Consider the following 24167-nt stretch of genomic DNA (forward strand, 5'->3'; position numbering starts at 1 on the left):
GCCGGCCGCGCGAGCAGGCAAGGGGACCTGCTCGCACCGGCTTGTCAGAAAAGCCTCAACGGCTCTCCTTCAACTTCTCAAGTCGCGCTGCAAGGGTGCTCAGCCCGGCCTTGATATCGCCACCGCCTGAAAGCATGTCGTGGACCGAGCGATAAAAGGCTTGCGAAACGCGGTTGTAGCTTGTGCCGGTATAGCCTGAGGGACGGCTTGCGCTATCGGCGAAGGCCTGCTGGTTGTCCTTGAGGAAGGGCAATTTTGCCAGCACGTCCGGATCGCTGTAAAGCGCCTGGATCGACGGGTTGTAAGCCGCCTCGATCGCCCGCATCTTCTGCATGTCGGAAGCAGTGATGAAGTTGACGAAATCGGCTGCAACCTCGGGCTTGGCACTGAACTTTGAAACGCCGTAATACATCGGGCCGAGGCAGCCGCTCGACTTTTGGCCCTCCTTGCCGACGGGAAGCGGCATCACGCCGACCTTGTCGATGACAGCACTGCCTTTCTGGTGGCTCGTTCCCCAAACATAAGGCCAGTTACGATGGAAAACTGCGTTTCCTGACTCGAAGATCGCGCGGGAGGCTTCCTCGTCGTAATTCAGCACGCCTTCCGGGCTGATGCTGCCGATCCATCCTTTGGCCTTCTCGATCGCTTCGGCTGCCTGCGGATTGTCGATCGTCACCTTGCCGTCGTCTGAGATGATCGTGCCGCCGCCGTTTGAGGCGACCAGTTCGATCGCGTCGCAGGTAAGACCTTCGTAGCTCTTGGCCTGCCACGCATAGCCCCACATCTCGCCATTGCCGGCGGCGCGTTCCTTGTCCTGAATTTCCTTTGCACTGGCTGCAAGTTCATCCCAGGTCTTCGGCGGCTGCTTGCCGTATTTTTCCAGAAGGTCCTTGCGATAATACATCAGCCCGACATCCATATAGGCGGGCATGGCGACAAGCTTGCCGTCAAGCTTGCCTGCGCCGAGCGTCGAGGCGAAATGCTTGTCCTGGTCTGCCTGCGGCACCAGGGTTGTCAGGTCGAGCAGGTTGTTTTTGAACATGCCGAGCCAGATGACGTCCAGGAACAGCACGTCGATGTCCTTGGATTTCGACGCCAGAAGCTGCTGATAAAGCGGGATGGCATCATCCAGCAAAGCCGGCATCTTGTTGATCTTCGCCTCGTTGCCGGTCTTTTCCTTCCAGGCATTGGCGACCGTCGTACAAAGTTCGAACTCGGTCGGTGAGCAGAATACGGAAATGGTTTCCGCATGGGCGTTCCCGGTCCAAATGCCGACGGAGATGGCTAAAGCAGCAAGACTTCTCTTCAACATGAACTGTTCCCTTTTTGTGATAGCGCTTCGGTATCTATGGAACTCTGTGGCTCCTGGGCACACATTAGGACTGGTTATATCCAGTCATGTCAATATGGACTTTGTCGAGAATTACGTGGAGAGTGGTTGCAAAATGACAGCAAAGGAAAGGGGAACAGGTTTGAACAAGCGTCAGGAGCGCCCGCTTTCCATTATGCCTCAGAGTCTGGTGGATCGCGAAGATCCCCGGCCGCTCCACAAGCAAGTCTATGAAGCGCTTTTGACGTCGATCCGGAACGGTAAGCTGCCGTTGCGGGGAAAATTGCCCTCAGAACGCGAATTAGTTGATCTTTTCGATGTCAGCAGGATTACCATTCGGCACGCAATACGCGAGTTGGTCCAGCAAGGCGTGGTGACGAGCCAGCCGGGCAAAGGGCTCTATGTGGCAGAGCATAGCGGCGGCTTCGAGCTTCAGGTTCTCAAGAGCTTCACCGCCACAGCCATTTCGAACGGCCGCGTTCCCGGACATCGCCTGATCGAGGCACGTGTCCTTCGTGCACCGCTGGAGATCAGCCGGCCGCTTTTCCTGCCGCCCGGTGCCGATGTCGTCGTGCTCTCCCGATTGCGCTTGCTCGATGAGATCCCGGTTGTCATTCAGACGGATTGGCTGCCGGCCGCCCGTGTTCCTGGCCTTCTGGACCTGGATTGGACGGTGGGCAACCGCTCGCTTTATGCAGAGCTGCGCCAGCACCATCACATCCATCCGTCGCGCGGGCAAACAACATTGAGCGCGCGTCTGGCGTCTGCAGACGAGGCGGAGATGCTTGGCTTGCATTCGCCGGCCGCTGTCCTGACCGTCGATCAGATTGCCTTCGACAACCGCAACCGGCCAGTGAACCTCACGGCCCTTGTGCATCACCCGGAACGCTATCCCCTGACGCTCGCGCAATCTGAAACGGGCGACATCGCGCAATATTGAAGAGATGTCGACGTCAAGGGGTTGGTCGTTTGGCGATTGGCCGCTTCGGTAGCAAAAGCCACCATAGTTCCGGCCTTTAGCAATTCAACGGCGACTTTGCTCCGAGTGGCAGCCCTGGAGACATGGATGTTTTCCGTCTATACTTGAGTAATCGGCGTAGAATTCTTTGCTAGTGGCGGAATGTTCGTTCGGGGGCGCCGATGTCTTTCACACCTTCAACAGCGTCTATGGTGTCCTTCGCAGTTATATCGGCGGTTCTTTTCACACAGAGCGATGCCCACCAATCCCGCAGCGCTTGGCCATACCCGCCGTGGTGCTGCAACGGTAAAGACTTCGGTGGAGACTGCGAGGCCATACCCAAATCTCAGGTGAGAAAGGGCGCCAATGGATTCGCTGTCATACTTCATCCGGGAGACCATCACCTGGTGACGAGAAACCAGTTGTTCCTGATCCCTTATGGAGATGAGAAGCCATCTGGGGACAGTGATTTTCACATCTGCCTTCAGCCAACGGACGACCCCAACGAAGCGGATGGGATAGGGCGGGGTGGACGATACCATATGAACTGCTTCTTTGCGCCTCCCGACGGCGTTTGAACGCTGATGCATCCCGGAAGCGTCGCAACCCGCCTTGTCAGGCATAGGCTTTCCTCTACCGACGATCGTCGCCTATCACTAATTGGCCCATGGACGAAATCCATTTGGCTGCTATGTCCCATCGGTAGACCAACGCGGAGAAACTCGATGTCAGAACTCGTGGTGCTCGGTTTCGATACCGCCGACAAGGCGGACGCCATTCTCAACCGGCTTGTCCAACTCGAGAAGGAATACCTTGTCGATCTGGAAGACGCCGTCGTCGCAGTCCGCGACAGCTCGGGCAAGGTCCGACTGAAGCAAAGTATCAACCTTACCGCGGCTGGCGCGGCCAGCGGCGGCGTTTCCGGTGCTCTGTGGGGATCGCTGGTCGGTCTCCTGTTCCTCAACCCGCTTGCGGGCATGGTCCTCGGTGGCGCCTTCGGCGCCGGATCGGGCGCGCTTGCCGGTTCAATAACCGACTATGGGATCGACGACGATCTCATCAAGCGGTTGGCCGAAGCGATTCCGGCCAATAGCTCGGCGCTGTTCCTTCTCGTACGCAAGGCGCAGCCCGAGAAGGTGCTGGAAGCATTCAAGGGTGAGCATGCCAAGGTCCTGCGCTCGTCGCTGTCTCCGGAGCAAGAAGAGCGCCTACGTCAGGCCCTTGCCGCCGAACCGCTCGTGCCATCTGCTCCGCCTTCGTCCAACGTGTGATGGCCGCTGGACCGTTGCGAATAGCGTTGGAAATTTGAAGCTTGTCTTTCGATGGTTGCCTTTGGCTACGGGGGACGCGTCGAAGACCTCGTAGTAAGGACGTAGCCGGTGAAGGTGCGATTTGCGAAGTCTTTCTCGCGATTATTGAAGACGCAAAGGAAGTTTCAGAGCTTCTTCGAAAAGGCTTGGAAAAGTTCGCAGACGAAAACGAGATCCACGTCGACCAGATCGAAAGGCGGCGCAAATCCGGTCCTTAGGGAGGTAGTCGGCTTCGGCAGTAACCCCGGACGCCTTGGAATGAAACTTTTTCTTCCGAAGCGGTTGCCAGCAAAGCCGGCGCTCGTCGTGATCCTTCATGGGTGCCGGCAGACGCCTGAGAGCTTCGACGCTTCAAGTGGATTTTCCAGGCTCGCTGCCCAGCGCGGATTTGTTCTTCTTTATCCGCAACAGAAGAATGCCAACAATGCCCATGGCTGCTTCAACTGGTTTCGGCCAAGTGCAGTGGCGCGCGACCGCGGCGAGCTGATGTCTGTCCGGCAGATGATCGAACATGCGATTGACCGCCATCGGATCGATCGGTCCCGAGTCTACATTGCGGGGTTATCTGCGGGGGGAGCAATGACATCGGCCCTTATCGCAACATATCCCGGCCTTTTTGCCGGTGTCGCAATCGTCGCCGGAATGCCCTTTGGAACCGCAAGGGACGCAGTATCCGCTTTGCGTGCGATGAAATCCGGCACCGCGCCTCCGCCGGGCGGATGGGGCAGCCCTGTCAAAGCGGTTTCGCCTGCGCAGAGAGTATGGCCACCAGTCTCCATATGGCAAGGAACAGAAGACCGCGTGGTGAAGTCCGTTAACGCGAAGGCATGTGTTGCCCAATGGCTCGAGGTCGCCGGCATCCCGGAAGAAGTGCGCCGCACAGTTGTACAGCCCTGGGGTACGCTTGTCCGGTGGGAGCAGGACGGAAGGTCTCGGGTGTTGCTCTACATGTTACAGGGGTTTGGCCATGGGCTTCCAGTGCGGGGCCTCGGGAAAGGCCAGGGGCGAAAGCTCGACCCCTATGTCCTTGATGCGGGTATTTCCGCTCCAGCCGAGCTCATGCGTCTTTGGGGTTTGAAACGGTCCGCTCTTTGAACGTGCCTACTGCCTTCCTTCAGGGCCAGATGGATTGCCCATCGCCGGCGGGCTCTTTTTTGACCATTCAACGCCAGAACCTTTTTGCATCCACGACGTCGTCGAGCGCAGTCTGTGCTTCATCGATCAGCTCTTGCTTGTCGGCATGCGAGATGACCGAGCTCGCAGCCGGATGATCTTCCAGGCCATGCTTCTTCAAGACGCTTGGCCCTGTTGCGAGGTCGTTCAGAGCGCCAAGGTGATCCTGCAGGTCGCCCATCGCCGAAATGAACCGCTTGTGGCGGCGCGCGCCGCGCTTGTCGGGAAAGAGCGAGGCGAAGAACTCGGCTGCATACCTCAGTTTCTTAGCATCCTTGCGGGCCTCATGACGTTGTTCGTCGTCAACCTTTGCAAGGGCACGGCCATGCTTCTTGAGCTTTTTGCGCATCCGGTCGAGCGCCTGACAGGCGAAGTCGACGGCCGCCCCATTGCGATCATCGGCGGTCTCCGGCCGGTCGAGGTACTCACCGCATTGAAGCCATTCGTTGAAGTCGAGCATCAGGGAACGGGCGCGCGAGGACTGAAGGGCGTCGACGACGTCGTCATAGGCGGTGTTTCGCGCGCTCTTCAGCCGCTCATGCATGTCGGCATCCTTGGCCTTGACGAGGAGAACGTCCAGGTTTCGGGCGTCGCCCAGTGTTCCCGCCAGCCACCGGAGCTCGTCCTTCAGGCGCTCTGCTTCTGCATCAGTAAGCAGCGGCTTGTAGAGCGAAAAGGCAGAGCGGAGGCGTCTGAGCGCCACGCGCGCCTGATGGAGAGCCTCCGCATACCTCCGGCAAAGGAGGACATCCTCATTCAGCCTGAATTGCCGGAAGCAGGATTGTGCGATGGTTTGAAAGGATATGACCGCGTTCATGTTCTGGTCCAGATCGACGGGTTCCGCCTTGAACATGAACTGCTGCGGCCCGATGAGCTGATAACCGCGGCCCGCCTTGGACTGAGCGCCGAAACGAACTGGCGCAACGGCTTCGATGCGCCTTGCGAGAACGAACAGATTCTGGCGGTCACCATCCTTTAGCTCAAGCTCGACCTCGCAGATTGGTGTTCTCCGCTCTCCCGAGATTACGGTTCCCTGGTCCACGACCACCTCGATCTGTGACCCGTTCTCGCTCCGGTTCCAGACCCGTCTGTCAACCTGGACATCGAACTGGGGAGTGACGTCGAGGTCAGGTCCGAACTCGGTCTGCAGCGGACTGGAATGATCGAGCAGGGGCGTGTTCGCGGTTAACGGAGTCTCCCATTCCGACCGTGCGAAGAGAGAGGCGCTTGATCCTGTCGCCTTTACCGTCTGCATCAAGGCCTCGCCTGTGCGGCGGATACGCAGGGTGAAGCCTGCCTTGAAGAGCTCATGGTCGGGCGTGTCGAAGTATGTCGAGTGTTGGCTGAGGACGTCTTCTGGCTCTCCGAGAAATTCGGAAGCGAGCAGCTCATTGACCGCTTCAGGTGACAGCTCGAGTTTCAATTCGATTTCGGCAGCCAAGGATGATCTCCAAGGTTCGTTCGAAGCCAGCAGATAGTTCAGCTGTGTCACGGTATCATGAAGGCGACATCTGAGCATTCGATTATAGCGGAAACGGTCGATCTTGCCGAGGCTGGATTCGAGTTGACCCGTTCACCGGGGTGCCGTCCGCTTGACGAGCATGCGCCCATCGAAGGACGACGATGTTACAGGATCGATCGCAGCCGGAAACACCCAGACGTAGACGATCTGCACCAGGCCGGCGCGTTTGCCCTCCGTGCGAAAGCAAGCTGAAGCAATCGGGCCTGTGCCGTTTCCGAAAATCATTCCTCTCGATCTGGGACCGGTCCGTGGACTCCACAACGGCACCGGTAGGGGCGGCTAAATCGTTCCATCTCCGGTGGCGATCTGCTCACGCTCTCGTCATTCAGGATGCCATTGCACTTTCGCGCGCGTTGCGCCGGATTGTCTGGGGCGGCTGGCCAAGCGTCCGCAGAAAAGCCCGGCGCATGCGATCACTATCGGCAAAGCCGGTTTCCTCCGCAATCACGTCCATGGAGTGGCGACCTTGTTCCATCATCAGCCGCGCCGCCTCCACGCGCAGGTTCTCCACGGCTTTGGCGGGTGACTGCCCGGTCTCTGACCGAAAGGCTCGGCTGAACTGACGCGCGCTCAAGCCCGCCGCATCCGCGAGCTCCTCAACCGACAGAAGGCTGCGCAAATTGGCCTTGGCGTAGTCGACCGATTTCTGGATCCGGTCCGACTTCGGGTCCAGTTCAAGCAGCGCCGAAAACTGCGATTGGCCGCCGGCCCTGCGGTGGTAGACCACCAGCTTGCGTGCGACCGATCGAGCGACGTCCTGGCCGTGGTCCTTCTCGACCATGGCGAGGGCCAGGTCGATGCCCGCTGTCATCCCCGCCGACGTCCACACGGTACCGTCGACGATGAAGATGCGATCCTCCTCTACCCTGACAGCCGGGAAACGCTCCCGGAGTTGGCGTGCAAAAGACCAGTGCGTCGTCGCACGCCGCCCATCCAACAGTCCGGATTCCGCAAGGATGAAGGCGCCGGTACAGGGGGCGGCCAGCCGTCGCGCGGTTTGCAAGGAGTGACGCACGAATTCGATCAGCCCGGGTGTCACCGGCTCGATCGTCGTGCCAGCTCCGAACATCACGGTGTCGTAAGCGGTGTGGTGGTCGAAGGCTTTGGTGTTGACCCCAAAGCCAGCGGACGATTTGATCTCGCCGCCGGCTTCGGAAAGCAACTCCATCTCGTAGGCCGGCTCTCCAAGCTGAAGATTGGCGATCTCGAAGACAGTTACCGCTGCAAAACCCAGCACCTGGAATCCTGGGAAGACCACGTAGCCTATTTTGTGCATGAGGCACCACCTTTGTCTGAAACTGCCGTATATATCACATTTACGCCATCGCAAAAAGTCCTGCGCTTTCATGCGAACCGGACGTTGGTCAGATCGATGGACACCAGAAGCGGATTTTCGATGACGTTATCATCCGTGGCCCGCAAGAAAGGCGCGGCGTTTCGTCGGAAACCGGATGCCATCGGCCTCGTCGTAATCGTAGACGCGCCGTGCGGCCGCAAAGCCACCGGCGACTTTGCCACCCCGGCTTTGTTGGGGGGTCGCCACGCAGGTGAGAAGGAGCGGGCGGGTACGCACTCCGGCCTTCGCTAGATTGCGTACCCGTAGACGTCATCGCCGAGATTTATGACGGCAGCGGCTTGCCGGCCTGCTCCTGTACAATGTAGTCGGCGTACCAGTCCGGCCAATTCTCGTCATGCCTGCCGCCGGTTCGCTTCTCGTGTTCGCCGTGGGCGGACGCCGCGCGCCGAAGTGTCGCCGCAAGCTCCGTCGACGAGGTGAACGTCGTAATGTTCGTATCCACGCGTCCAGGCAATCGCTCGGTGACTTCCTGGAGTAGCCATCCGTTGCCGTCCGGATCGCTGAACGAGGCGTAGGAGCGGTAGCTGCGCCGCTCGGGATCGCGACCGCTGACAGGCGGCTGTCCAGGACCGGCGCGGTGGATGATCTCGCTCACGTCCGCGCCACGACCGATGAGTTCGGCGCGCGCGACCTCGATATCCGACACGACGAGATAGAGCCCGCTTGCCGAGCCGGGTGCGGCCGACGTCAACCCCGTGCCGAAATGGATCGAGCTCGGCGAGCCTGGCGGCGTGAACTGCACGACCCGGAATGTATCACCGACGGCAAAGTCGGCGTCGAGCCTCCAACCCAAGCCGTCATAAAAGCGCTTTGCACGATCGACGTTCGAGATGGGGATAACGATGACCTCAAGTTTCAGGTCGGCCGTTTGCACGTTGGGGGTTTTGGTTGCATTGGTCATGGCTTTTTCCTTCTGGCTGGGAAGGCGGCGCGCTGAGCGCGTCCCTTCTTTCTCAAATCGACTAACGCAGCGACCTGAACGAAGCTCGCAACTCTTCAGTGAAGATTTCTGGCTGTTCCCAGGCCGCAAAATGCCCGCCCTTGGGCAGTCGATTGTAGTGGATTAGCTGCGGAAATGCTTTCTCGGTCCAACTGCGGGGAGCGGTATAGATTTCGTCAGGAAAAGCGCTCACCGCGACCGGGATGGTAACGCCCTTGGGAGCGAAGAATGCGAGCTTGCTCTCCCAGAAGAGGCGCCCCGAAGACAGCCCCGTGTTAGTCAGCCAGTAGAGTGTGATGTTGTCGAGGATGTCATCGCGAGTCAGCCCTTCAGAAGCCCCGTCAAAGACGCGGCCGATCAGCTTCTGGCTCTCCGGATCATGGTCAATCATCCACGCGGCAAGGGCGATGGGCGAATCGTCCAGGCCGTAGAGTGTCTGTGGCCGGGCCCCCATTTCCTGTGCATAGCCAACACGGTGCTTGTAGAAGAAATCGAGCTGCTTCCACGCATACTCCTCGTCGCCCGTCAGGCCCGTCGGCTGCGGACCGCCGGCCAGCGCCGCTGAAATGTTGTCGGGAAGCGTGCCGGGCATGTTGGTGTGGATGCCAAGCAGCCCTGCAGGCTTCTGTAGCGCCATCTGCTCGTTGACGGCGTCACCCCAGTCGCCGCCCTGCGCGACATACTTCTTATAACCCAGGCGGTTCATCAGAACGGCCCAGGCCCGGGCGACACGCTGCGGGTCCCAGCCGAGCTCGGTGGGCTTACCGGAAAAGCCGTAACCGGGGATTGATGGAATTATGACGTCAAACGCATCGGCTGCCGTGCCGGCGTGCGCTGTGGGATTGGTCAGCGGATCGATGATCTTCAGCTGCTCTATGATCGAACCGGGCCAGCCATGGGTTATGATGACCGGCAGCGCGTTCGGGTGCTTCGACTTCACATGGATGAAGTGGATGTCGACGCCGTCGATATTCGTCACAAACTGGGGCAGGGCGTTCAGCCTCGCCTCGACCTTTCGCCAGTCATACTGGTTGGCCCAATAGTCGGCGAGCTTCTGCATCGTGGCAAGTCGCACCCCTTGGGTGTCGTCTCCGACAAGCTCCTGGTCTGGCCATCGCGTAGCCTTGACCCGCCGCTGGAGGTCGACTAGGGCCTCGTCGGTGGCACGGAACTGGAAGGGACGGATGGTTTCGTCGATAGCCGGCTGGGCTTCGGACGCACCCTTTGCGGAAGCCTGCGCAACCTCGACGCCACTTCGCTCAGGAAAGTTTGTTTCGGCATGAGCCACGACTGTGGGAATAAAGATTGCGATCGCTCCCGCCAATGCGGTAGCGGCAAGGTGATTGCGCTTGCCAATTATCGAATAGGGTCTCGACATGATCATTCTCCTTGTTTTGAGGATCGACGAAAACGCCGCCGATAGCGCAGCACAATTGAATGGATACCTCTGAGGGCAGGCGCGAATTATTCCCCCACTCGATAGCGGGCGGCGGGCACGCTGTGGGAAAGGTTCGGCATGAGCTTCTGGCGCGCCACTTCGTACGCTTCCCAGTCGGCAACCTCCGGCAGCGACGGGATGGTCACCTTTTCGCCGAGATCGAAGCCTGCAAGAGATGCATCCACCATGTCCTCGGCGGACATGACGATCTCGCTCGGCACATTCTCAAGCGGCCTTCCGGCGATGCCCCAGAAATCGGTTGCCGTAGCGCCCGGAAGAACGGCTTGGACTCGGACATTCTTGTCGGCAAGCTCCTTCTGGAGCGACAGGGTGAGGGCCAGCACGAAGGCTTTGCTTCCGCCGTACACGCCGTTCAGCCGTTCCGGCGCGATAGCGACGATCGAGGCGATGTTGATAATCGCGCCGGTGCCCCGTTTCACGAAGCCGGGCACTGCAGCATAGGTCAGCCGCGTCAGCGCATTGACGTTCAGCGTGATCATCTCTTCCATCTTGTCGATATCGGACGCCAGCAGCGGGGCGGTCGCGCCGATACCGGCATTGTTGACCAACGTGGTGATGCTGGCGTCGGTCCGAAGTACTTTCTCGACGCGGCCGAGATCATCCTTGTTGCCAAGGTCCGCCGCGACCACCTCGACAGCGCGGCCTGTTTCGTCGGTGAGACGCTCGGCGAGCGCATCGAGGCGCTCCTTGTTGCGGGCCACGAGGATCAGGTCAAAGCCCCGGCGCGCCAGCCGATCGGCATAAATCGCGCCAATACCAGAGGAAGCGCCAGTGATGAGTGCGGTGCCCTTCGAGTTCTCAGTCATAAAAATCTCCATCAGGTTGGAATTTCTAGCCCCGATATTAGGACAAGACTTGCACGTCTCAAATGTCGTATATCCGTCGATTCAGGACATCCGGGCGACTACGTCGTCTTAAGGCAAGTAGGATTTTGGCTTGAGGCTCGGGCACCCTTCCCGGAAAGACGGGAAGGTAAAGACAGGGGCTGAACAATGGACCCAGGTTTGGCGCTCGGGCTTGTCTGACCTGAAGGAGCGCTACGGAGGTCGCGCTCGATCGAAACGGAGGCTAAACTCTCCGGCCGGGCGGCATGAACTATCGAACTGCGGTGGGTCGCCGAGGCGAGCGGCCCATGACCCGTTTGTACGCGGTTCTGAAGGGCGACGGACGGGGCAATCGTCGCAACCGATTCGCCCACCTCCCTGTCGGCAAAGCCGGCAATGATCGCGGCAAGTGTCGATTTCAGCGACGCCTGCGCGGTTGATACGGAGCGACACGCGCGGGTGGGACGGGAACCTTCTATGTGCATGGCGTGATCGTATCAGTGATGAAGGGTTTTGGTTTTCGGCGCCAGGATGGGAGTATCATCGCCGGCCGTTGAAGCCGGCAATGATGCTTTCAAGCGCGACGCCGTTTACGATCCGGTCAAAGCAGCCGGATCGTGACGTCGATATTGCCGCGTGTGGCCTTCGAGTATGGGCCGATCTGGTGGGCCTACAGTCGGCCGCATAACCAAGCGTGCGTCCGATAGAAAATCGCAGGCGGGAGGAACTCACCCGAGGTACCCGGAGACGCCATCCCACAACAACTTCAACGCAGTCACCACCAGCAATCCGTAGCAGGCTCGATAGATCTGGTGCTGGTCCAGCATGCCGTGAATCCGCCAGCCGAGCCAAACGCCGCTGGGAATGGCGAGCAGGCAAATCGCCATCAGCGTCCAGTCGCTGCCCGCGGGTCTCACCAGAAGCAGCCATGGTACGGCCTTGGTCGCGTTGCCGACAGTGAAGAACAGACTCGTCGTTCCCGCATAGACTTCCTTGCTGAGGCCGAGGGGCAACAGATACATCGCAAGGGGCGGTCCGCCCGAATGCGCCACCATCGTCGTAATTCCAGAGGTGAGACCGGCGGTGATCGCCTTCGGCGTCGATCGCTGCCGGAACGCCACCTTCCCGCCTCCGGCAAGCCACAGGCCGACGAACATCAAGGTGATAACCGCCATGATGATCGCGATGGCGTGATGATCCAGAAATCGGAACAGCAGATAGCCGAGCCCGATGCCGATCAGCAGTCCAGGCAGCAACCGGACGAGGTCCGGCCTCGACCAGGTCGAGGCCTTCCAGTAGCGCAGCGCGTACAGATCCATCGCGACAAACAACGGTGCGAGCAGGCCGCCGGCCGTCACCGGATCCATCACGATCGACAACAGTGGAATGCCGACAATGGCGAATCCACCGCCGAATGCGCCCTTCATGAAGCAGATCAGGAACACGCCGGCAAAGGCGACGAGGACCGTGGCCGCCGTCAGCTCCGGCGCAACCGATGAGGCTATCATGATAGCCTCGCCCGCTTGGAAGCGGTCATGAGCCCGTAGGCCGCCGCTTCGATCTCGGAACGTGCGAGACCGATATCCTTCAGCGCGTCGTCGTCGAGTTCGCAAAGCCTCGCAATGGCGGCGCGGCGGACGAGAAAGCGAGCGATTTCTTCTGCGGGCCGGATGATGGTTGATAGCATTGTAGACATTGTTGTTCTCCAGTGGTTACTCTGCGGCAATGCGACGCCGTCGGCACAAGCGCTTGTGAAGCGCGGCCGGGTGCTCATTGACTGCAGCGTTGGTAGTGCCGGGTGCAATCCGGTTGACGTAGACAGTATGCTCCGATAAAATCTCGGTGCAATGGAAACATTGAACTCGGTGCAATAATGTCGAAGTCCGAATATCTGAAGCTGGCCGACACCATCGCCGCTGAGATTGCCGATGGCACGCTCAAACCCGGCGACCGCCTGCCGCCGCAGCGCAGCTTTGCCTACGAGCGCAAGATCGCCGCCTCGACGGCGAGCCGCGTCTATGCCGAGCTATTGCGCCGCGGGCTTGTCGTTGGCGAAGTCGGCAGGGGCACCTTCATCTCCGGGGAGGCCAGGCGCGGCGCGGCGGCGCCAAGCGAGCCACGCGGCATCCGGATCGACTTCGAGTTCAACTACCCGGTGCTTGCGGGTCAGACCGCGCTCATAGCGAAAAGTCTGGACGGTCTGGAGACGCCGGCTGCGCTCGATGCCGCATTGAGACAGGCGACCAGCGCCGGAACACCAGCGGTGCGAAGCCTTGCGGCCGCCTATCTTTCGCAGGGCACATGGTCCCCCGATCCGGAACAGCTCGTCTTCACCGGTAATGGGCGGCAGAGCATTGCCGCCGCGCTCGCCGCAGTCGTTTCCACGGGCGGCCGCTGCGGCGTGGAGGCCTTGACCTATCCCTTCATCAAGGGCATCGCCGCCCGCCTGGGTATTTCGCTGGTACCGCTGGCGATGGACGAAGGCGGCGTACGGCCCGACGCGGTGCGAAAGGCGCATCACGAGGCCCATCTCTCGGCGATCTACATTCAGCCCGCGATTCAGAACCCGTTGGGCATGACGATGACCAAGGCGCGCCGGGCCGATCTCCTGCACGTCGTCGAGAATCTCGATCTTCCGATCATCGAAGATCATGTCTACGGCTTCCTCGACGACGAGCCGCCGCTTGCCGCTCTCGCGCCCGATCGCTGCATTGTCATCGACAGTCTCTCCAAGAAGGCCGCGCCGGGCTTAACGCTGGGCTTCATCGTGCCGCCGCCGCGGTTGCGGGAAAGCGTGATGGCCTCGGTGCGTTCGGGTGGGTGGACCGCATCGGGATTCGCGTTTGCGGCGGCGGAGCGGATGATAGGCGACGGCACCGTTGCCGAGCTTGCCAGGCTAAAGCGCCTCGACGCGCGAGCGCGCCAGAATCTCGCGGCCGATCGCCTTTCGAATTTCGAGATCCAGGCCAACCCGAAATGCTATCATCTGTGGCTGACGTTGCCAGCCCACTGGCGCTCGCAGAGTTTTGTCGCTGCCGCGGCCCGACGCGACATTGCGTTAACTCCTTCTACGACCTTCGCCGTCACGCCAGGTCATGCGCCCAACGCCGTCAGGCTCGCTCTGGCGGCGCCGACAATGGATCAACTCGATAGCGGCCTGCACACGCTTGCCGCGATGCTCAATAGCAGCGAGCACGATTTCGACTCGACTGAATAGGAAGGTGGGTCGGCTGTAAAAACGAAGGAAGGACCGGATTTGAAACCCCAGAAACGCTGGTTTTTGAGGGTCTCTAGGAAATATCTGTCGGATTAAACAGGGTCTTCTTTAACGGGCTTTCCCGAGTCAATCCCTTTTTATTTAGCTAATCCCTCGCCGAGGGCTTGCTTCTGTTGGGGTGGACGGCCCCGAACGGCGAAATGTGCCAGAGGGAGTCGTTGTGAACTCAAGCAAAGGGAGCCGTCCGTGGACCATGAGTTTGGGCTGACCGCCGGTAAAGGCACGTCCCATATCCCGCTACTGCTTGAACGGATCATGACTGACGAAACCATTCCAGCCCTGGCACGCGATCTATTCGCATCTCTCGCTGACGAATTTGTGCAGTTAGATGGGCGGCGGAAGAAAGTGGAGGCAAAACTGATAGCCTGGTATCGAATTAACGAATGCTGCCGTCGTCTTGCAAAAACCTCGGGTGTCGAGCCGATCGGGACAGTACTACTGGTGGTGAAAGCGCGCCGGCGCCGGAGTTGTTTGCGTCGGCAAGGCCGTGTGCCGCCTGGATGGGGCTGACGCCCCGGGACCATTCGACTGCATTACGAGGGCCGGAGATGAGGCATTGTGCGAAACGCTGGTTGTGGGCGCGACCGCGGTGTTGCAGCACCTGCGAACGGCTCTGCTCATGATGTCCCGCGATTGCGTTAAGCGGGACGCCTTTTCGAGGCCCGACCGCGCCGAGACCGCCAGTGTCATGAACCTTCATTTACCTCGGATACAGCCGTCGACGAAGAGATGGGCGCATGCGCGGGCTCTGGCTATAATCTCGTCGTCGGAGATGTCGGAGACCTGTCCCAGCATGACAGCGCGCTGGGGTTCCATGGCCATCATTCCTCGCAGCATCCCGGTGGCCAGCGGGACGTCGTCGAGACGGACAGCCTTCAGCTCTACCTGTCTTGTCAACCAGTCTTCCATCGCCTTGCTGGTGCGCTTGATTGCCTGTTCGTAGAACACGGACGCGATTTCCGGAAAGCGATCGGACTCACTGAGGACAAGCCTCGTGATGATGATCGTTTCGGAAGACAGGGTGAGCCTTCCGTAGGCGGCCAGAAGACGTTCCAATCCTTCCTGAAGAGAGAGTCCAGACAGGCTCTGGGAGTCGAGTCCGAGAAAATACCTGCTGATCTTGGTCGAGATGACGTCGGAGAACAGGTCCGCCTTGGCGGGGAACAGCCTATAGAGCGTCTTCGTCGAGACGCCCGCGGTCTGAGCGATCGCGTGAATGCTGGCGGACGCATATCCGGCTTTCTTGAACTGGTCGTTCGCCGCGTCGATGATGACACTTCGCGTCTCCTCGTCGGACCGGACCTGCGGTCTGCCGCGCGAACGTTTCTCTACCTGGGCATTTTGGTGCATCTTCAATTCCAATGTTCCTGTTGGCGCACCATAGTCATAATTTAGGAAAATATCAAGTTTCCTAAACTGATCGAACGTTTCGGTCCACGTCGGTAACGTTTCCAAGCGGCTGGAAAACCTCGTCAGCACCGAGCGGATGGTATAACGAGGGCCCACCGACAACACGGAGACGAGGCGAAGAGCCAGAAAGAGACCCTTTCTGGCCATGCGACCGAGCGAAGGCGCCTACCAGCGCTTCGAGCCGAAGGCTATGCCGAGCCGTGCTCGCGATCGCACCGGCCATCCGGAATTGCGGACAAGATCACTTTTATTTTGGAACATGATAATTTTCCAAATTCTTCTTGACATCGCAAACCTAGCGCATATTTTGGAAAATAGAAGTTTTCCTTAATGTGACCAAGCGGCTGCGGCCCAAGCGACGGCAACCGAAAATCAGGAGTGATCTCAATGGACGAGAACGTTATCGCACTGACTGGCAAGCCCGACCGCAAGGCTGCCGTATCTGAAATACCGGCACAGCCTGCGACTGCGGAAGCCGCACAGCCGGCTATCGCGACACCGGTTGCCGCGCCGACTGCTCTGATCGACGCCAAGAAAAAGGGCGACGGCCTCAAGAAGCTCGCAATGAGCGTCTCGCTCCTCGCGGTCATCGCAGGCGCTGCCTACTACGGCCACAACTACTGGACGGTCGGACGCTTCGAAGTCGCGACCGACGACGCTTATATCAAAGCCGACAACAGCGCGATCGCGCCCAAGATCTCGGGTTACCTTGCCAAGGTTTTCGTCGGCGACAACCAGACGGTCGAAGCCGGGCAGGTCCTTGCGACGATCGACGATCGCGACTACGCGACGGCGCTCGAGCAGGCGAGGGCGGACGTCGATGCGGCGCGTGCCACGGTCGACGCCAAGAAGGCTGCGCTCGAAACCCAGCAGTCCGTGATTGCGGCTGCACAGGCGTCCGTCGAAGTCGACCGCGCCAACGAGACCTTCGCCGAGCAGAACGACAAGCGCTATTCGCGGCTTGCCACCAACGGCTATGCTCCGGTCCAGACGGCGCAGCAGGCGTCGGCCCAGATCGCTGCCAACCGAGCCACCACGGCTCGCGACGTTGCGGCGCTCGAAGGAGCGATGAAGCAGGTTGACATCCTCAAGGCCGAACTGGCCCAGGCGGCCGCTGCGTTGGCACGCGATCAGGCGATCCAGCATCAGGCCGAACTCAATCTTTCATACTCGAATATCGTTGCTCCGATCGACGGCGTCGTCGGCAACCGCACTCTTCGCGTCGGCCAGTACGTCCAGGCAGGCACGCAGCTCATGACGGTTGTCCCGACAAAGGCCGCGTATGTCATCGCGAACTACAAGGAAACGCAGTTGACGGACGTGCACCCCGGACAGCTGGTCGAGATCGACGTCGACATGTTCCCCGGTCGTGTCTATCACGGTCGCGTCGAAAGCCTGGCCCCTGCCAGCGGGCAGGAATTCGCTCTCCTTCCTCCGGACAACGCGACCGGCAACTTCACGAAGGTCGTCCAGCGCATTCCGGTGCGCATCGTACTCGACGCGGAAAGCGCAGCCTCGGGCGATCTCCGCCCCGGCATGTCCGTCACCCCAACCATCGAAACCAAGACCGGCAAATAGCCGCCCGGCGAACCGACAAGGATCCAGGAGGATCAAGTCATGACTAACGTCACAACGTTGCCGACATCAGCCGCAATGCCGGTATCGGCCGGCTCGCAGAAGGCCGGCGCCAAGGAATGGATCGCCGTCCTCGCAGGAATGATCGGCGCCTTCATGGCAATTCTCAACATCCAGATCACAAACGCCTCCCTGCTCGACATCGAAGGCGGCATCGGGACGGGAGTCGACAACGGAGCTTGGATCTCGACCTCGTATCTGATCGGCGAGATTATCGTCATTCCACTGACGGCCTACTTCAGCAGCGTGTTCTCATTCCGGAGATACATTCTGGTGAACACGATCCTGTTCCCGCTTTTCTCGATGGCGTGCGCCTTCACCCACGACCTTAATTCCATGATCGCGATGCGTGGCCTCCAAGGATTCGCCGGTGGCATCCTCATTCCCATGGCATTCACCATGGTCCTGACGAAACTGCCGAAGCCGCAGCAGCCGATCGGCCTTGCGATCTTCGCACTGTCGGTCACCTTTGCACCTGCGATCGGCCCGACGATCGGTGGCTACCTGACCGAGAACTACGGGTGGCAGACGATCTTCTTCATCAACACGATCCCCAGCGCGATTATGGCGGTCGCGCTCGCCGCGACCCTCGACAAGCAGCCCATGCGTCTCGGCCTTCTACGCGAAGGCGACTGGGCGGGCATCTTCACCATGGCGATCGGTCTGGCCGCACTGCAGACGGTGCTCGAAGAGGGCAACAAGGACGACTGGTTCTCGTCGCCGTTCATTCTGAAGCTCAGCGTCGTGGCGTTCGTATTCCTTGCAGCATTCATCTGGATCGAACTGACTGTCGAAAAGCCACTCGTGAAGCTGCGGCTGCTCAAGCAGCGGAACTTCGGCATCGGCGTTGCAGTCAACGTGCTCGTCGGCGTCGCTCTATTCGGCACAGTCTACATCCTTCCCCAATATCTTGGGCAGGTGCAGCGCTACAACGCGCAGGAAATCGGCAACGTCCTGGCATGGACAGGCCTGCCGCAGCTGCTGCTTATTCCGCTGGTTCCGATCATGATGAAGCGTTTCGACGCCCGCTATATCGGCTTCCTTGGCATCAGCATATTTGCGATTAGCTGCTTCATGAACGTCATGCTGTCGCCGGACAATGGGGGCGATCAGTTCTGGATCCCGAACATCGTGCGAGCCATCGGTCAGGCACTCGTGCTGACGCCGATCACCGCGATCACGACGGGCAGCATCGCCCAGGCGGACGCTGCTGCGGCTTCAGGTCTGACGAACATGCTGAGAAACCTCGGCGGCGCCGTCGGGACGGCCACTCTGGGAACCGTCCTCACAAAACGCGAACAGTTCCATTCGAACATCATTGGCCAGTCCATCACGGCCAGCCGAGACGAGGTCAGGCAGCGCCTCGACCAGCTTACGGGCTACTTCCAGTCCCACGGTGTCTCGGACCACGCCAAGGCTACGGGCCAGGCGGTGGTCACTTTGGGCAGGATCGTGAAGCGCCAGGCGCTCATCATGGGCTTCAGCGATACGTTCGCGGTCATCGGCGTCGTGCTCGCGATCGCAGCGGTCGCGCTTCTGCTTACCAAGCGTACGAGTGGCGGCGGCGCCGGAGCGCACTGAGGCCGCCACCCACTATACCTCTGTATATTGTGATCGCGCGGGAGATCAGGGTGAAGCCTGCCTTGAAGAGCTGATGGTCGGCGGTGTCACGGTATCATGAAGGCGACATCTGAGCATGCGATTATAGCGGAAACGGTCGATCTTGCCGAGGCTGGATTCGAGTTGACCCGTTCACCGGGGTGCCGTCCGCTTGACGAGCATGATGGTATGGACGCCCCCTTCCGCCGGAGCCAGCCGCGAAGGATGATGGAGGCGTATCAACCAGGAGGCTCATGATGGAAGCTCAAGTCAGTGTTGTTGGTCTCGATATCGCAAAGTCCGTTTTCCAGGTTCACGCTGCGGATTCTGTTGGCAAAGCCATCATTCGACGCAGGCTCAAACGGGAGGAGGTAGAGACTTTCTTTCGCAAACTCCCACCGTCTCTCGTCGCGCTCGAAGCGTGTCCTGGTTCGCATTTTTGGGCCAGATTGCTTTGTGACATTGGCCATGACGTTCGTCTCCTCCCTGCGCAATATGTGCGGCCCTACGTCAAGACGAACAAGAGCGACGCGGCTGATGCCGAAGCGATCTGCGAGGCAGTCACACGACCGACGATGCGCTTCGTGCCGATCAAGGAAGAGATGCAACAGGAAGTTTTGGTTCTACATCGGGTCAGGGAGATGTTGATCCGCCAACGGACCCAGCTCATCAACTCGATCCGTGGCCACCTTGCCGAATTCGGCATCATTGCTCCCAACCGCGCTCACAACATCGGCCTTCTAACGAAACTGATCGAGGATGAAGAGTTCGACGAGCTACCGGCCGTCGCTCGCCATGCCTTGCGCTATCTGGTCGAACAACTGAGGGAGGTGAAGACGAAGCTCTTCCGCATAGATCGGGATCTTATCAGGGTCGTAAAAGGAAGCGATGCCTGCCGGCGATTGATGACAATTCCTGGGGTAGGTGTTGTTACGGCGACAGCGTTGGTGTCCTCGATGAGAGAGCCTTCTGACTTCAAATCGGGTCGGCATTTTGCCGCCTGGCTCGGGCTTGTCCCGAGGCAGCATTCCACCGGGGGCAAGGAGAACCTTGGAGGGATCAGCAAGCGTGGCGACGGATATCTTCGTCGACTCTTGATCCACGGTAGCCGTTCAATCATGCGCTGGCGCGGTCGTTCTTGGAATTGGCTTTCGAAACTAAGGGACCGTCGCCCGGCAAACGTTGCAGCGGTCGCGATTGCAAATAAAACAGCTCGCGTAGTTTGGGCGTTGCTCATGTTCGGTGGAACCTACGGGCATCCTGGGAAAGGCGCGACAATGAGAGCAGCGTGAGAGTAGCTTAAGTTTCGAATTCGACCCGGACTGGTCGATGTGGTTGCGAGGATAAAAAGCGAGTGATGGCAAAGCCGGGCTAAACCGGGAACCAGCAGAGCCCGTTGGGCGCATCGATCTTCGAGTTCGTGGTGCGTGATTGGGAGCTGGTTTGCGGATCTACCATCAAGGCCGGGGCCGCAGGGTGCGGCACATTTTAGAGGCCGAATAGATGACTGCAGCCACAGGTTTCGCCGGAACGGGTTATTTTACCCTTGCAAAGTCGGGGGCGTCCATAGATGCGCCCATCGAAGGACGACGATGTTACAGGATCGATCGCAGCCGGAAGCACCTGCAGGCGTAGACGATGTGCACCAGGCAGGCGCGGTCTGTTTGCGCCGGGACAGAAAAGGTCAGATCAGGGTTCTTCTGGTGGGCAGCCGCCGCAGCGGACGTTGGGGCCTTCCGAAAGGGCACATCGAGCCCGGTGAAAATTCAAGAACCGCGGCACAACGCGAGGCGTTCGAAGAGGCTGGCGTGACCGGCGTCGTCTCTGAAGAGGTCTTCGGAACCTTTACCTATTTCAAGGACGGCAGCCGCAACCGCTATCGGGTGAAAGTTCATTTGCTTGAGGCGCTGTCTGTCGCCGAATCCTTTCCTGAAAAATCCGTTCGTAAGACGCGCTGGTTTTCGATGAAGGGCGCCATTCGGGAAGCGGCTCAACCCGGATTGCAAAAGCTGCTCCAAAAACTTCTATGATGCGCAACAATGTGCTTGGCGTTGCAGAAATCAGCCAGAAGTATAATTCACGTTCAACATGCTTTGATTTCAATGAAGGACTCCACGCTTTCTGCTCAGGTTTCCTAAACGCTCGACCAGCGGCACCGAATGCGATCTCCGTCGAGGACCAGAGAACCCGACTTACGCCCTGTTGGTCCAAAGCGAGGCAGAATACTGCCGACTCATCGTCGCCGGGAAACCCCAGCAGCCTTCAATTGTTTTCGCAGACGAGCGAGAGCTAATTCGGATTTTGGTCCTGCATTCAAAGATCGCAGTTCGGCAGTTTGCGAGACGCGCTACACTTTGCGGACATCAATAGGTCAAGGTCGGTGGAGGACGGTCCAAACTTCTCATAGAGGCGCTTTGCCTCTTGTTCATCGAGCCGGTATTTCCTGGCAAATTCGTTCACACTGTACGGACGGCCGCGCAGAACCTTTCGCAGCGGCTTCTCCGCATTCAAGACATTGGTCATGATGTCCTCCTCTGACATCCCCGAGGGTGCGCATATCGGCGGTGAAAGAGTTGACTGGCGCCAGTGCGCCAGCCTGAACTTCACCCACGGGATGACGTCACCAACGCATTCGCTGACTGATTGTTTCGTCCCATGCGTTTAAGGCGGCCTTGGAATCGGCCATTCGCGACGAGTCTGTCGACCCGAGGAGGACAAACAGGATCAGGCACGAGGCGATTGTGCTGCGTCGCAAACCAAGCGACTTGATGCCCGTTCACGCTGCCGTTCGATCTGCATCTGACTTCGCACATCGACCGAGCCGCTGAGTTCGCTGCATTTCAAACCTTCTCCGCGACTTCATTCAGGGCGTTCTTCTGCAAACCGACGACCTTGTGCATTGCAAGAAGCCGCACATGAATGTGTATCGGTCATGTCTGAAGCGGATTGGGCAGGCTGATGCGCTGCAGGCAACATGCGGCCCGAAGTTCAGGTGTTTCTGTTGTTAGGCCGCGAGCCTTTGGACATCAATGCGTCGATCGTCGGCCGAAACGGTGATCTCGAAGTGGTCGGCCTGCACAACCTTGCGAATGTTCCGCGGCCGGTGTGCGACGATGTTCACGCCGGCTCTGCGTCGCAGGCTGTCATAAAGGATGCCGGCCACGCCGTTCGAACGCACTTGCTCACCAAGCGCTTGCGACGCGGCGTAGCTGGTGCCGTCATAGATCTCGGGCCGCAGCATCTGCTCTCCACGAATGTCGAGGTAATCTCCAAGCAGGATGGCCATGTAGCTTCGATAGGTGCGCGTCATCGTCGCCACACTGCGCGCAACAGCTTCGCGCCGAAGATGATGGCCAACCTCGGCTGCAGCTGTGCGGAGATCGTCGGCGGCATACCATGCGCCGAGATCGGGGCCGTTAAACCGCATTCCTCCCGGCGCAACATGGAGAAATGCCGCCATCACAATGCTGGAATTGGGGGTGCCGTAGACCCATTCACCCTGGGGAAGTCGTTGGATGCGGTCGGCAACAAGACGGTCATTGGTCCAGCCGGCAAGCTCCATCACCGCTTCGAGATCGGCCGCTGTCGCAACGGTATCAAAAAGCCCGATTGGCGGAAATTGCGATGGGATCAGCCGGTACGAAGGACGCGGCGCCTGAGCAAAACGATCAGTCACCGGAAGACGATGTCCCTGTCTTCGTAAGGCGTGAACGCTTCGTCCAGGATGTTCGGATGCATGTAGATGCCACCCCTTGCCGCATCGAGAAATCGACGAACTGTCATCAGGCCGTCCTGCGTTCCGCTCGTCAGGACGTCGAGTGGGGAGTGGCCGCCGAAAACAAGCGCTTCATGCGGCGTCCGCAGCCACGCAACGCCGACGCGTTCATCGGGAAAGAGGATCCCAAGCGCCTGATGAATGCCGAGCACGGCCGAGATTCGAATGAGGATGTCGACGTCCAGCGTGAAGGCACCATGTTCGCGCGCTTGCTTGGCCCAGTTGTGATAAGTGGATCGGGACGGGTAACCGAGTACAAGCAAGCGCTGCTCTTCGTTCAGGCCCCAAAGATCGGCGATCGCCAGAAAGGTTCGCAGAGCCGGGGCGCTCAACCTTTTGCGGGTTGCCGGAGCAAACCGGTCGGTTTCCAGGCGCTGCGGCTCATGCCTGTCCTGTCGCTCGGTGTGTCGTGCGTGCGGCATTATAGCCTCCAGTCTTGAACTAGACATAGCCCAAATCTGGACATCCGACAAGATCAATTTGGAGCGTTGGTCCGATGAATGCCTGCCCGACGATATGGGCGTTGAGCAAGTCCGTCACCCTTCGGCCCTTCCCACGGCGCGCGCCCAACGGGCTGCAGCCGGGTCGACTAGGGTCACACAACCCAGGCGAGCGCGCCGACTGGTGCCGAGGAAGAACAAGCGCCTAACTGGGCTTTCGGTAAAGTTGCCCTTGTAATTCGGAGATTGCAAAGTTATGTATATCCCAATTGGATATGCAGGAGATGCGCGATGACCAGCTCCACGGTTTTCATCAGTAATCGCAGCCAGGCGGTCCGGCTTCCCAAAGCCGTCGCCTTTCCCGAAAACGTGCATCAGGTCGATATTCTCAAGATCGGCCGCAGCCGGGTAATCGTGCCGCAAGGCAAGCGGTGGGACGATCTGTTTCTGAGCGGGCCGCGCGTCAGCGAGGATTTCCTGAGCGAACGTGAGCAACCGGCAGCGGAAGAACGTGAGCCTTTCTGATGCTCGCCTACATGCTCGACACCAATATCTGCATCTATGTGATGAAAAACTACCCGCTGGAGCTTCGGCAAAAATTCAACACGCTGGCCGAACAGCTTTGTATATCGAGCATCACGCTCGGAGAACTGCATTACGGGGCGGAAAAATCGGCTCGCCGCGTCGAGAACCTGATTGCGATCGAGCAGTTCGTGGCGCGGCTGGAGGTGCTGCCTTTCGGAGACAAGGCGGCGGCGCACTACGGGCAGGTCCGGGCCGAGCTTGAGCGAGCCGGAACGCCTTGCGGTCCCCATGACATGCAGATTGGCGGCCATGCTCGCAGCGAAGGATTGATCGTCGTCACCAACAACATGCGGGAGTTTGCCCGAATGCCAGGTGTCCGGGCGGAAAACTGGGTGTGACCTTCACCCGTTAACCAACCTTGAGCACCGATGGTTCGGCCAGCCTTGCGAGCGCCGACAGCCCGACGAATGCGCAACCCGCAAATGCAGAAGATTTTGCCGCCAGATTTCAAAAGGAACGGCTTGCCATGCACAAGGCATAGCCTGCAATGGCGGCAGATCACGGCGATGGCAAAGGCGCAGGATCGGTGAGCGCAGCGCGGCATAGATAGGCAAACGAAGCCTTAAGACGTCG

Annotated in this window: 24 protein-coding genes; 11 read left to right on the forward strand and 13 right to left on the reverse strand. The window is 59.4% G+C overall.

All coding sequences use genetic code 11. From position 1 onward, the window contains the following. Window positions 1–55: 55 nt before the first annotated feature. Window positions 56–1312, reverse strand: a complete 1257-nt coding sequence (locus BLP23_RS17835; RefSeq protein ID WP_092586214.1) for an ABC transporter substrate-binding protein — start codon at window positions 1310–1312, stop codon at window positions 56–58. 193 nt (window positions 1313–1505) lie between these two features. On the opposite strand from BLP23_RS17835, the gene BLP23_RS17840 reads away from it, so the two are divergent. From BLP23_RS17840 to BLP23_RS17855, 3 genes are all read left to right on the forward strand, one after another. Beyond that, window positions 1506–2270 (forward strand): GntR family transcriptional regulator, encoded by a 765-nt coding sequence (locus tag BLP23_RS17840; protein WP_039846943.1) that lies wholly within the window; start codon window positions 1506–1508, stop codon window positions 2268–2270. Between the two features lie 743 nt (window positions 2271–3013). Next, window positions 3014–3559 carry a DUF1269 domain-containing protein gene (locus tag BLP23_RS17850; protein WP_092586215.1) on the forward strand — a complete coding sequence of 182 codons (546 nt, stop codon included), beginning with the start codon at window positions 3014–3016 and terminating at the stop codon, window positions 3557–3559. Window positions 3560–3667: 108 nt separating this feature from the next. Continuing rightward, window positions 3668–4693, forward strand: coding sequence for an extracellular catalytic domain type 1 short-chain-length polyhydroxyalkanoate depolymerase (locus tag BLP23_RS17855; protein WP_092586216.1), 1026 nt, complete (start codon window positions 3668–3670; stop codon window positions 4691–4693). Between the two features lie 67 nt (window positions 4694–4760). On the opposite strand, the gene BLP23_RS17860 is transcribed toward BLP23_RS17855, so the two are convergent. From BLP23_RS17860 to BLP23_RS17890, 8 genes are all read right to left on the reverse strand, one after another. Further along, window positions 4761–6212, reverse strand: a complete 1452-nt coding sequence (locus BLP23_RS17860) for a CYTH and CHAD domain-containing protein (protein ID WP_167363923.1) — start codon at window positions 6210–6212, stop codon at window positions 4761–4763. A 132-nt stretch (window positions 6213–6344) separates the two neighbouring features. Continuing rightward, on the reverse strand, window positions 6345–6518 hold the full coding sequence (locus BLP23_RS33735; RefSeq protein WP_167363924.1) for a hypothetical protein: 174 nt from the start codon (window positions 6516–6518) through the stop codon (window positions 6345–6347). A gap of 100 nt (window positions 6519–6618) precedes the next feature. Continuing rightward, a complete protein-coding gene (locus BLP23_RS17865) occupies window positions 6619–7569 on the reverse strand; it encodes a GlxA family transcriptional regulator (RefSeq protein WP_092586218.1) in 951 nt (316 codons plus the stop codon). A gap of 343 nt (window positions 7570–7912) precedes the next feature. After that, window positions 7913–8551 (reverse strand): VOC family protein, encoded by a 639-nt coding sequence (locus BLP23_RS17870; protein WP_092586219.1) that lies wholly within the window; start codon window positions 8549–8551, stop codon window positions 7913–7915. Between the two features lie 61 nt (window positions 8552–8612). Continuing rightward, entirely contained in the window at window positions 8613–9968 is a 1356-nt protein-coding gene (locus tag BLP23_RS17875; protein WP_233426754.1) for an epoxide hydrolase family protein, read from the reverse strand. 86 nt (window positions 9969–10054) lie between these two features. Further along, window positions 10055–10855 (reverse strand): SDR family NAD(P)-dependent oxidoreductase, encoded by an 801-nt coding sequence (locus BLP23_RS17880; protein WP_092586220.1) that lies wholly within the window; start codon window positions 10853–10855, stop codon window positions 10055–10057. Between the two features lie 746 nt (window positions 10856–11601). Further along, complete coding sequence (locus BLP23_RS17885) at window positions 11602–12381, reverse strand: sulfite exporter TauE/SafE family protein (RefSeq protein ID WP_092586221.1); 780 nt, start codon at window positions 12379–12381, stop codon at window positions 11602–11604. Beyond that, a complete protein-coding gene (locus tag BLP23_RS17890) occupies window positions 12378–12569 on the reverse strand; it encodes a DUF1127 domain-containing protein (protein WP_022713686.1) in 192 nt (63 codons plus the stop codon). Before BLP23_RS17890 ends, BLP23_RS17885 begins: the two co-directional genes overlap by 4 nt. 177 nt (window positions 12570–12746) lie before the next feature. On the opposite strand from BLP23_RS17890, the gene BLP23_RS17895 reads away from it, so the two are divergent. Together BLP23_RS17895 and BLP23_RS33230 are read left to right on the forward strand one after the other, a co-directional pair. Beyond that, a complete protein-coding gene (locus tag BLP23_RS17895; protein ID WP_092586222.1) occupies window positions 12747–14090 on the forward strand; it encodes an aminotransferase-like domain-containing protein in 1344 nt (447 codons plus the stop codon). A gap of 246 nt (window positions 14091–14336) precedes the next feature. Then, window positions 14337–14660: a hypothetical protein gene (locus BLP23_RS33230; RefSeq protein WP_139187081.1), complete on the forward strand. Its 324-nt coding sequence runs from the start codon at window positions 14337–14339 to the stop codon at window positions 14658–14660. 186 nt (window positions 14661–14846) lie between these two features. On the opposite strand, the gene BLP23_RS17900 is transcribed toward BLP23_RS33230, so the two are convergent. Next, entirely contained in the window at window positions 14847–15500 is a 654-nt protein-coding gene (locus BLP23_RS17900; protein WP_092586482.1) for a TetR/AcrR family transcriptional regulator, read from the reverse strand. Between the two features lie 447 nt (window positions 15501–15947). On the opposite strand from BLP23_RS17900, the gene BLP23_RS17905 reads away from it, so the two are divergent. From BLP23_RS17905 to BLP23_RS17925, 4 genes are all read left to right on the forward strand, one after another. Further along, complete coding sequence (locus BLP23_RS17905) at window positions 15948–17138, forward strand: HlyD family secretion protein (protein ID WP_233426755.1); 1191 nt, start codon at window positions 15948–15950, stop codon at window positions 17136–17138. A 75-nt stretch (window positions 17139–17213) separates the two neighbouring features. Next, window positions 17214–18776, forward strand: a complete 1563-nt coding sequence (locus BLP23_RS17910) for a DHA2 family efflux MFS transporter permease subunit (RefSeq protein ID WP_092586484.1) — start codon at window positions 17214–17216, stop codon at window positions 18774–18776. 275 nt (window positions 18777–19051) lie between these two features. After that, the gene (locus BLP23_RS17920) at window positions 19052–20086 is read left to right on the forward strand and encodes an IS110 family RNA-guided transposase (RefSeq protein ID WP_092586224.1); all 1035 of its coding nucleotides are present in this window, start codon (window positions 19052–19054) and stop codon (window positions 20084–20086) included. Between the two features lie 348 nt (window positions 20087–20434). Continuing rightward, window positions 20435–20824 carry an NUDIX hydrolase gene (locus tag BLP23_RS17925; RefSeq protein ID WP_324613747.1) on the forward strand — a complete coding sequence of 130 codons (390 nt, stop codon included), beginning with the start codon at window positions 20435–20437 and terminating at the stop codon, window positions 20822–20824. 283 nt (window positions 20825–21107) lie between these two features. Here BLP23_RS17925 and BLP23_RS17930 read toward each other — a convergent pair whose 3' ends face one another. From BLP23_RS17930 to BLP23_RS17940, 3 genes are all read right to left on the reverse strand, one after another. Next, window positions 21108–21317: a hypothetical protein gene (locus BLP23_RS17930; RefSeq protein WP_092586226.1), complete on the reverse strand. Its 210-nt coding sequence runs from the start codon at window positions 21315–21317 to the stop codon at window positions 21108–21110. Between the two features lie 481 nt (window positions 21318–21798). Then, a complete protein-coding gene (locus BLP23_RS17935) occupies window positions 21799–22470 on the reverse strand; it encodes an RES family NAD+ phosphorylase (protein ID WP_092586227.1) in 672 nt (223 codons plus the stop codon). After that, window positions 22467–22991 (reverse strand): antitoxin Xre/MbcA/ParS toxin-binding domain-containing protein, encoded by a 525-nt coding sequence (locus tag BLP23_RS17940; RefSeq protein ID WP_092586228.1) that lies wholly within the window; start codon window positions 22989–22991, stop codon window positions 22467–22469. Before BLP23_RS17940 ends, BLP23_RS17935 begins: the two co-directional genes overlap by 4 nt. A gap of 309 nt (window positions 22992–23300) precedes the next feature. Between BLP23_RS17940 and vapB the strand changes: the two genes are divergently transcribed. Together vapB and vapC are read left to right on the forward strand one after the other, a co-directional pair. Beyond that, the gene (gene vapB / locus BLP23_RS17945) at window positions 23301–23534 is read left to right on the forward strand and encodes a type II toxin-antitoxin system VapB family antitoxin (protein WP_092586229.1); all 234 of its coding nucleotides are present in this window, start codon (window positions 23301–23303) and stop codon (window positions 23532–23534) included. Continuing rightward, window positions 23534–23932: a type II toxin-antitoxin system tRNA(fMet)-specific endonuclease VapC gene (vapC, locus tag BLP23_RS17950; RefSeq protein ID WP_092586230.1), complete on the forward strand. Its 399-nt coding sequence runs from the start codon at window positions 23534–23536 to the stop codon at window positions 23930–23932. The genes vapB and vapC overlap by 1 nt, the downstream gene beginning before the upstream one ends. Window positions 23933–24167: the final 235 nt, after the last annotated feature.

Source organism: Rhizobium mongolense subsp. loessense, from assembly GCF_900099775.1.
Lineage (GTDB): Bacteria > Pseudomonadota > Alphaproteobacteria > Rhizobiales > Rhizobiaceae > Rhizobium > Rhizobium loessense.

Coding starts and splice junctions, on each gene's coding strand:
- BLP23_RS17910 (WP_092586484.1), top strand. CDS start 17,214: ATGCCGGTATCGGCCGGCTCGCAGAAGGCCGGCGCCAAGGAATGGATC.
- BLP23_RS17895 (WP_092586222.1), top strand. CDS start 12,747: ATGTCGAAGTCCGAATATCTGAAGCTGGCCGACACCATCGCCGCTGAG.
- BLP23_RS17840 (WP_039846943.1), top strand. CDS start 1,506: ATGCCTCAGAGTCTGGTGGATCGCGAAGATCCCCGGCCGCTCCACAAG.
- vapB (WP_092586229.1), top strand. CDS start 23,301: ATGACCAGCTCCACGGTTTTCATCAGTAATCGCAGCCAGGCGGTCCGG.
- BLP23_RS17865 (WP_092586218.1), bottom strand. CDS start 7,569: ATGCACAAAATAGGCTACGTGGTCTTCCCAGGATTCCAGGTGCTGGGT.
- BLP23_RS17940 (WP_092586228.1), bottom strand. CDS start 22,991: ATGCCGCACGCACGACACACCGAGCGACAGGACAGGCATGAGCCGCAG.
- BLP23_RS17900 (WP_092586482.1), bottom strand. CDS start 15,500: ATGCACCAAAATGCCCAGGTAGAGAAACGTTCGCGCGGCAGACCGCAG.
- BLP23_RS17880 (WP_092586220.1), bottom strand. CDS start 10,855: ATGACTGAGAACTCGAAGGGCACCGCACTCATCACTGGCGCTTCCTCT.
- BLP23_RS33735 (WP_167363924.1), bottom strand. CDS start 6,518: ATGATTTTCGGAAACGGCACAGGCCCGATTGCTTCAGCTTGCTTTCGC.
- BLP23_RS17835 (WP_092586214.1), bottom strand. CDS start 1,312: ATGTTGAAGAGAAGTCTTGCTGCTTTAGCCATCTCCGTCGGCATTTGG.
- BLP23_RS17850 (WP_092586215.1), top strand. CDS start 3,014: ATGTCAGAACTCGTGGTGCTCGGTTTCGATACCGCCGACAAGGCGGAC.
- BLP23_RS17905 (WP_233426755.1), top strand. CDS start 15,948: ATGGACGAGAACGTTATCGCACTGACTGGCAAGCCCGACCGCAAGGCT.
- vapC (WP_092586230.1), top strand. CDS start 23,534: ATGCTCGCCTACATGCTCGACACCAATATCTGCATCTATGTGATGAAA.
- BLP23_RS17890 (WP_022713686.1), bottom strand. CDS start 12,569: ATGTCTACAATGCTATCAACCATCATCCGGCCCGCAGAAGAAATCGCT.
- BLP23_RS17885 (WP_092586221.1), bottom strand. CDS start 12,381: ATGATAGCCTCATCGGTTGCGCCGGAGCTGACGGCGGCCACGGTCCTC.
- BLP23_RS17875 (WP_233426754.1), bottom strand. CDS start 9,968: ATGTCGAGACCCTATTCGATAATTGGCAAGCGCAATCACCTTGCCGCT.
- BLP23_RS17920 (WP_092586224.1), top strand. CDS start 19,052: ATGGAAGCTCAAGTCAGTGTTGTTGGTCTCGATATCGCAAAGTCCGTT.
- BLP23_RS17930 (WP_092586226.1), bottom strand. CDS start 21,317: ATGACCAATGTCTTGAATGCGGAGAAGCCGCTGCGAAAGGTTCTGCGC.
- BLP23_RS17870 (WP_092586219.1), bottom strand. CDS start 8,551: ATGACCAATGCAACCAAAACCCCCAACGTGCAAACGGCCGACCTGAAA.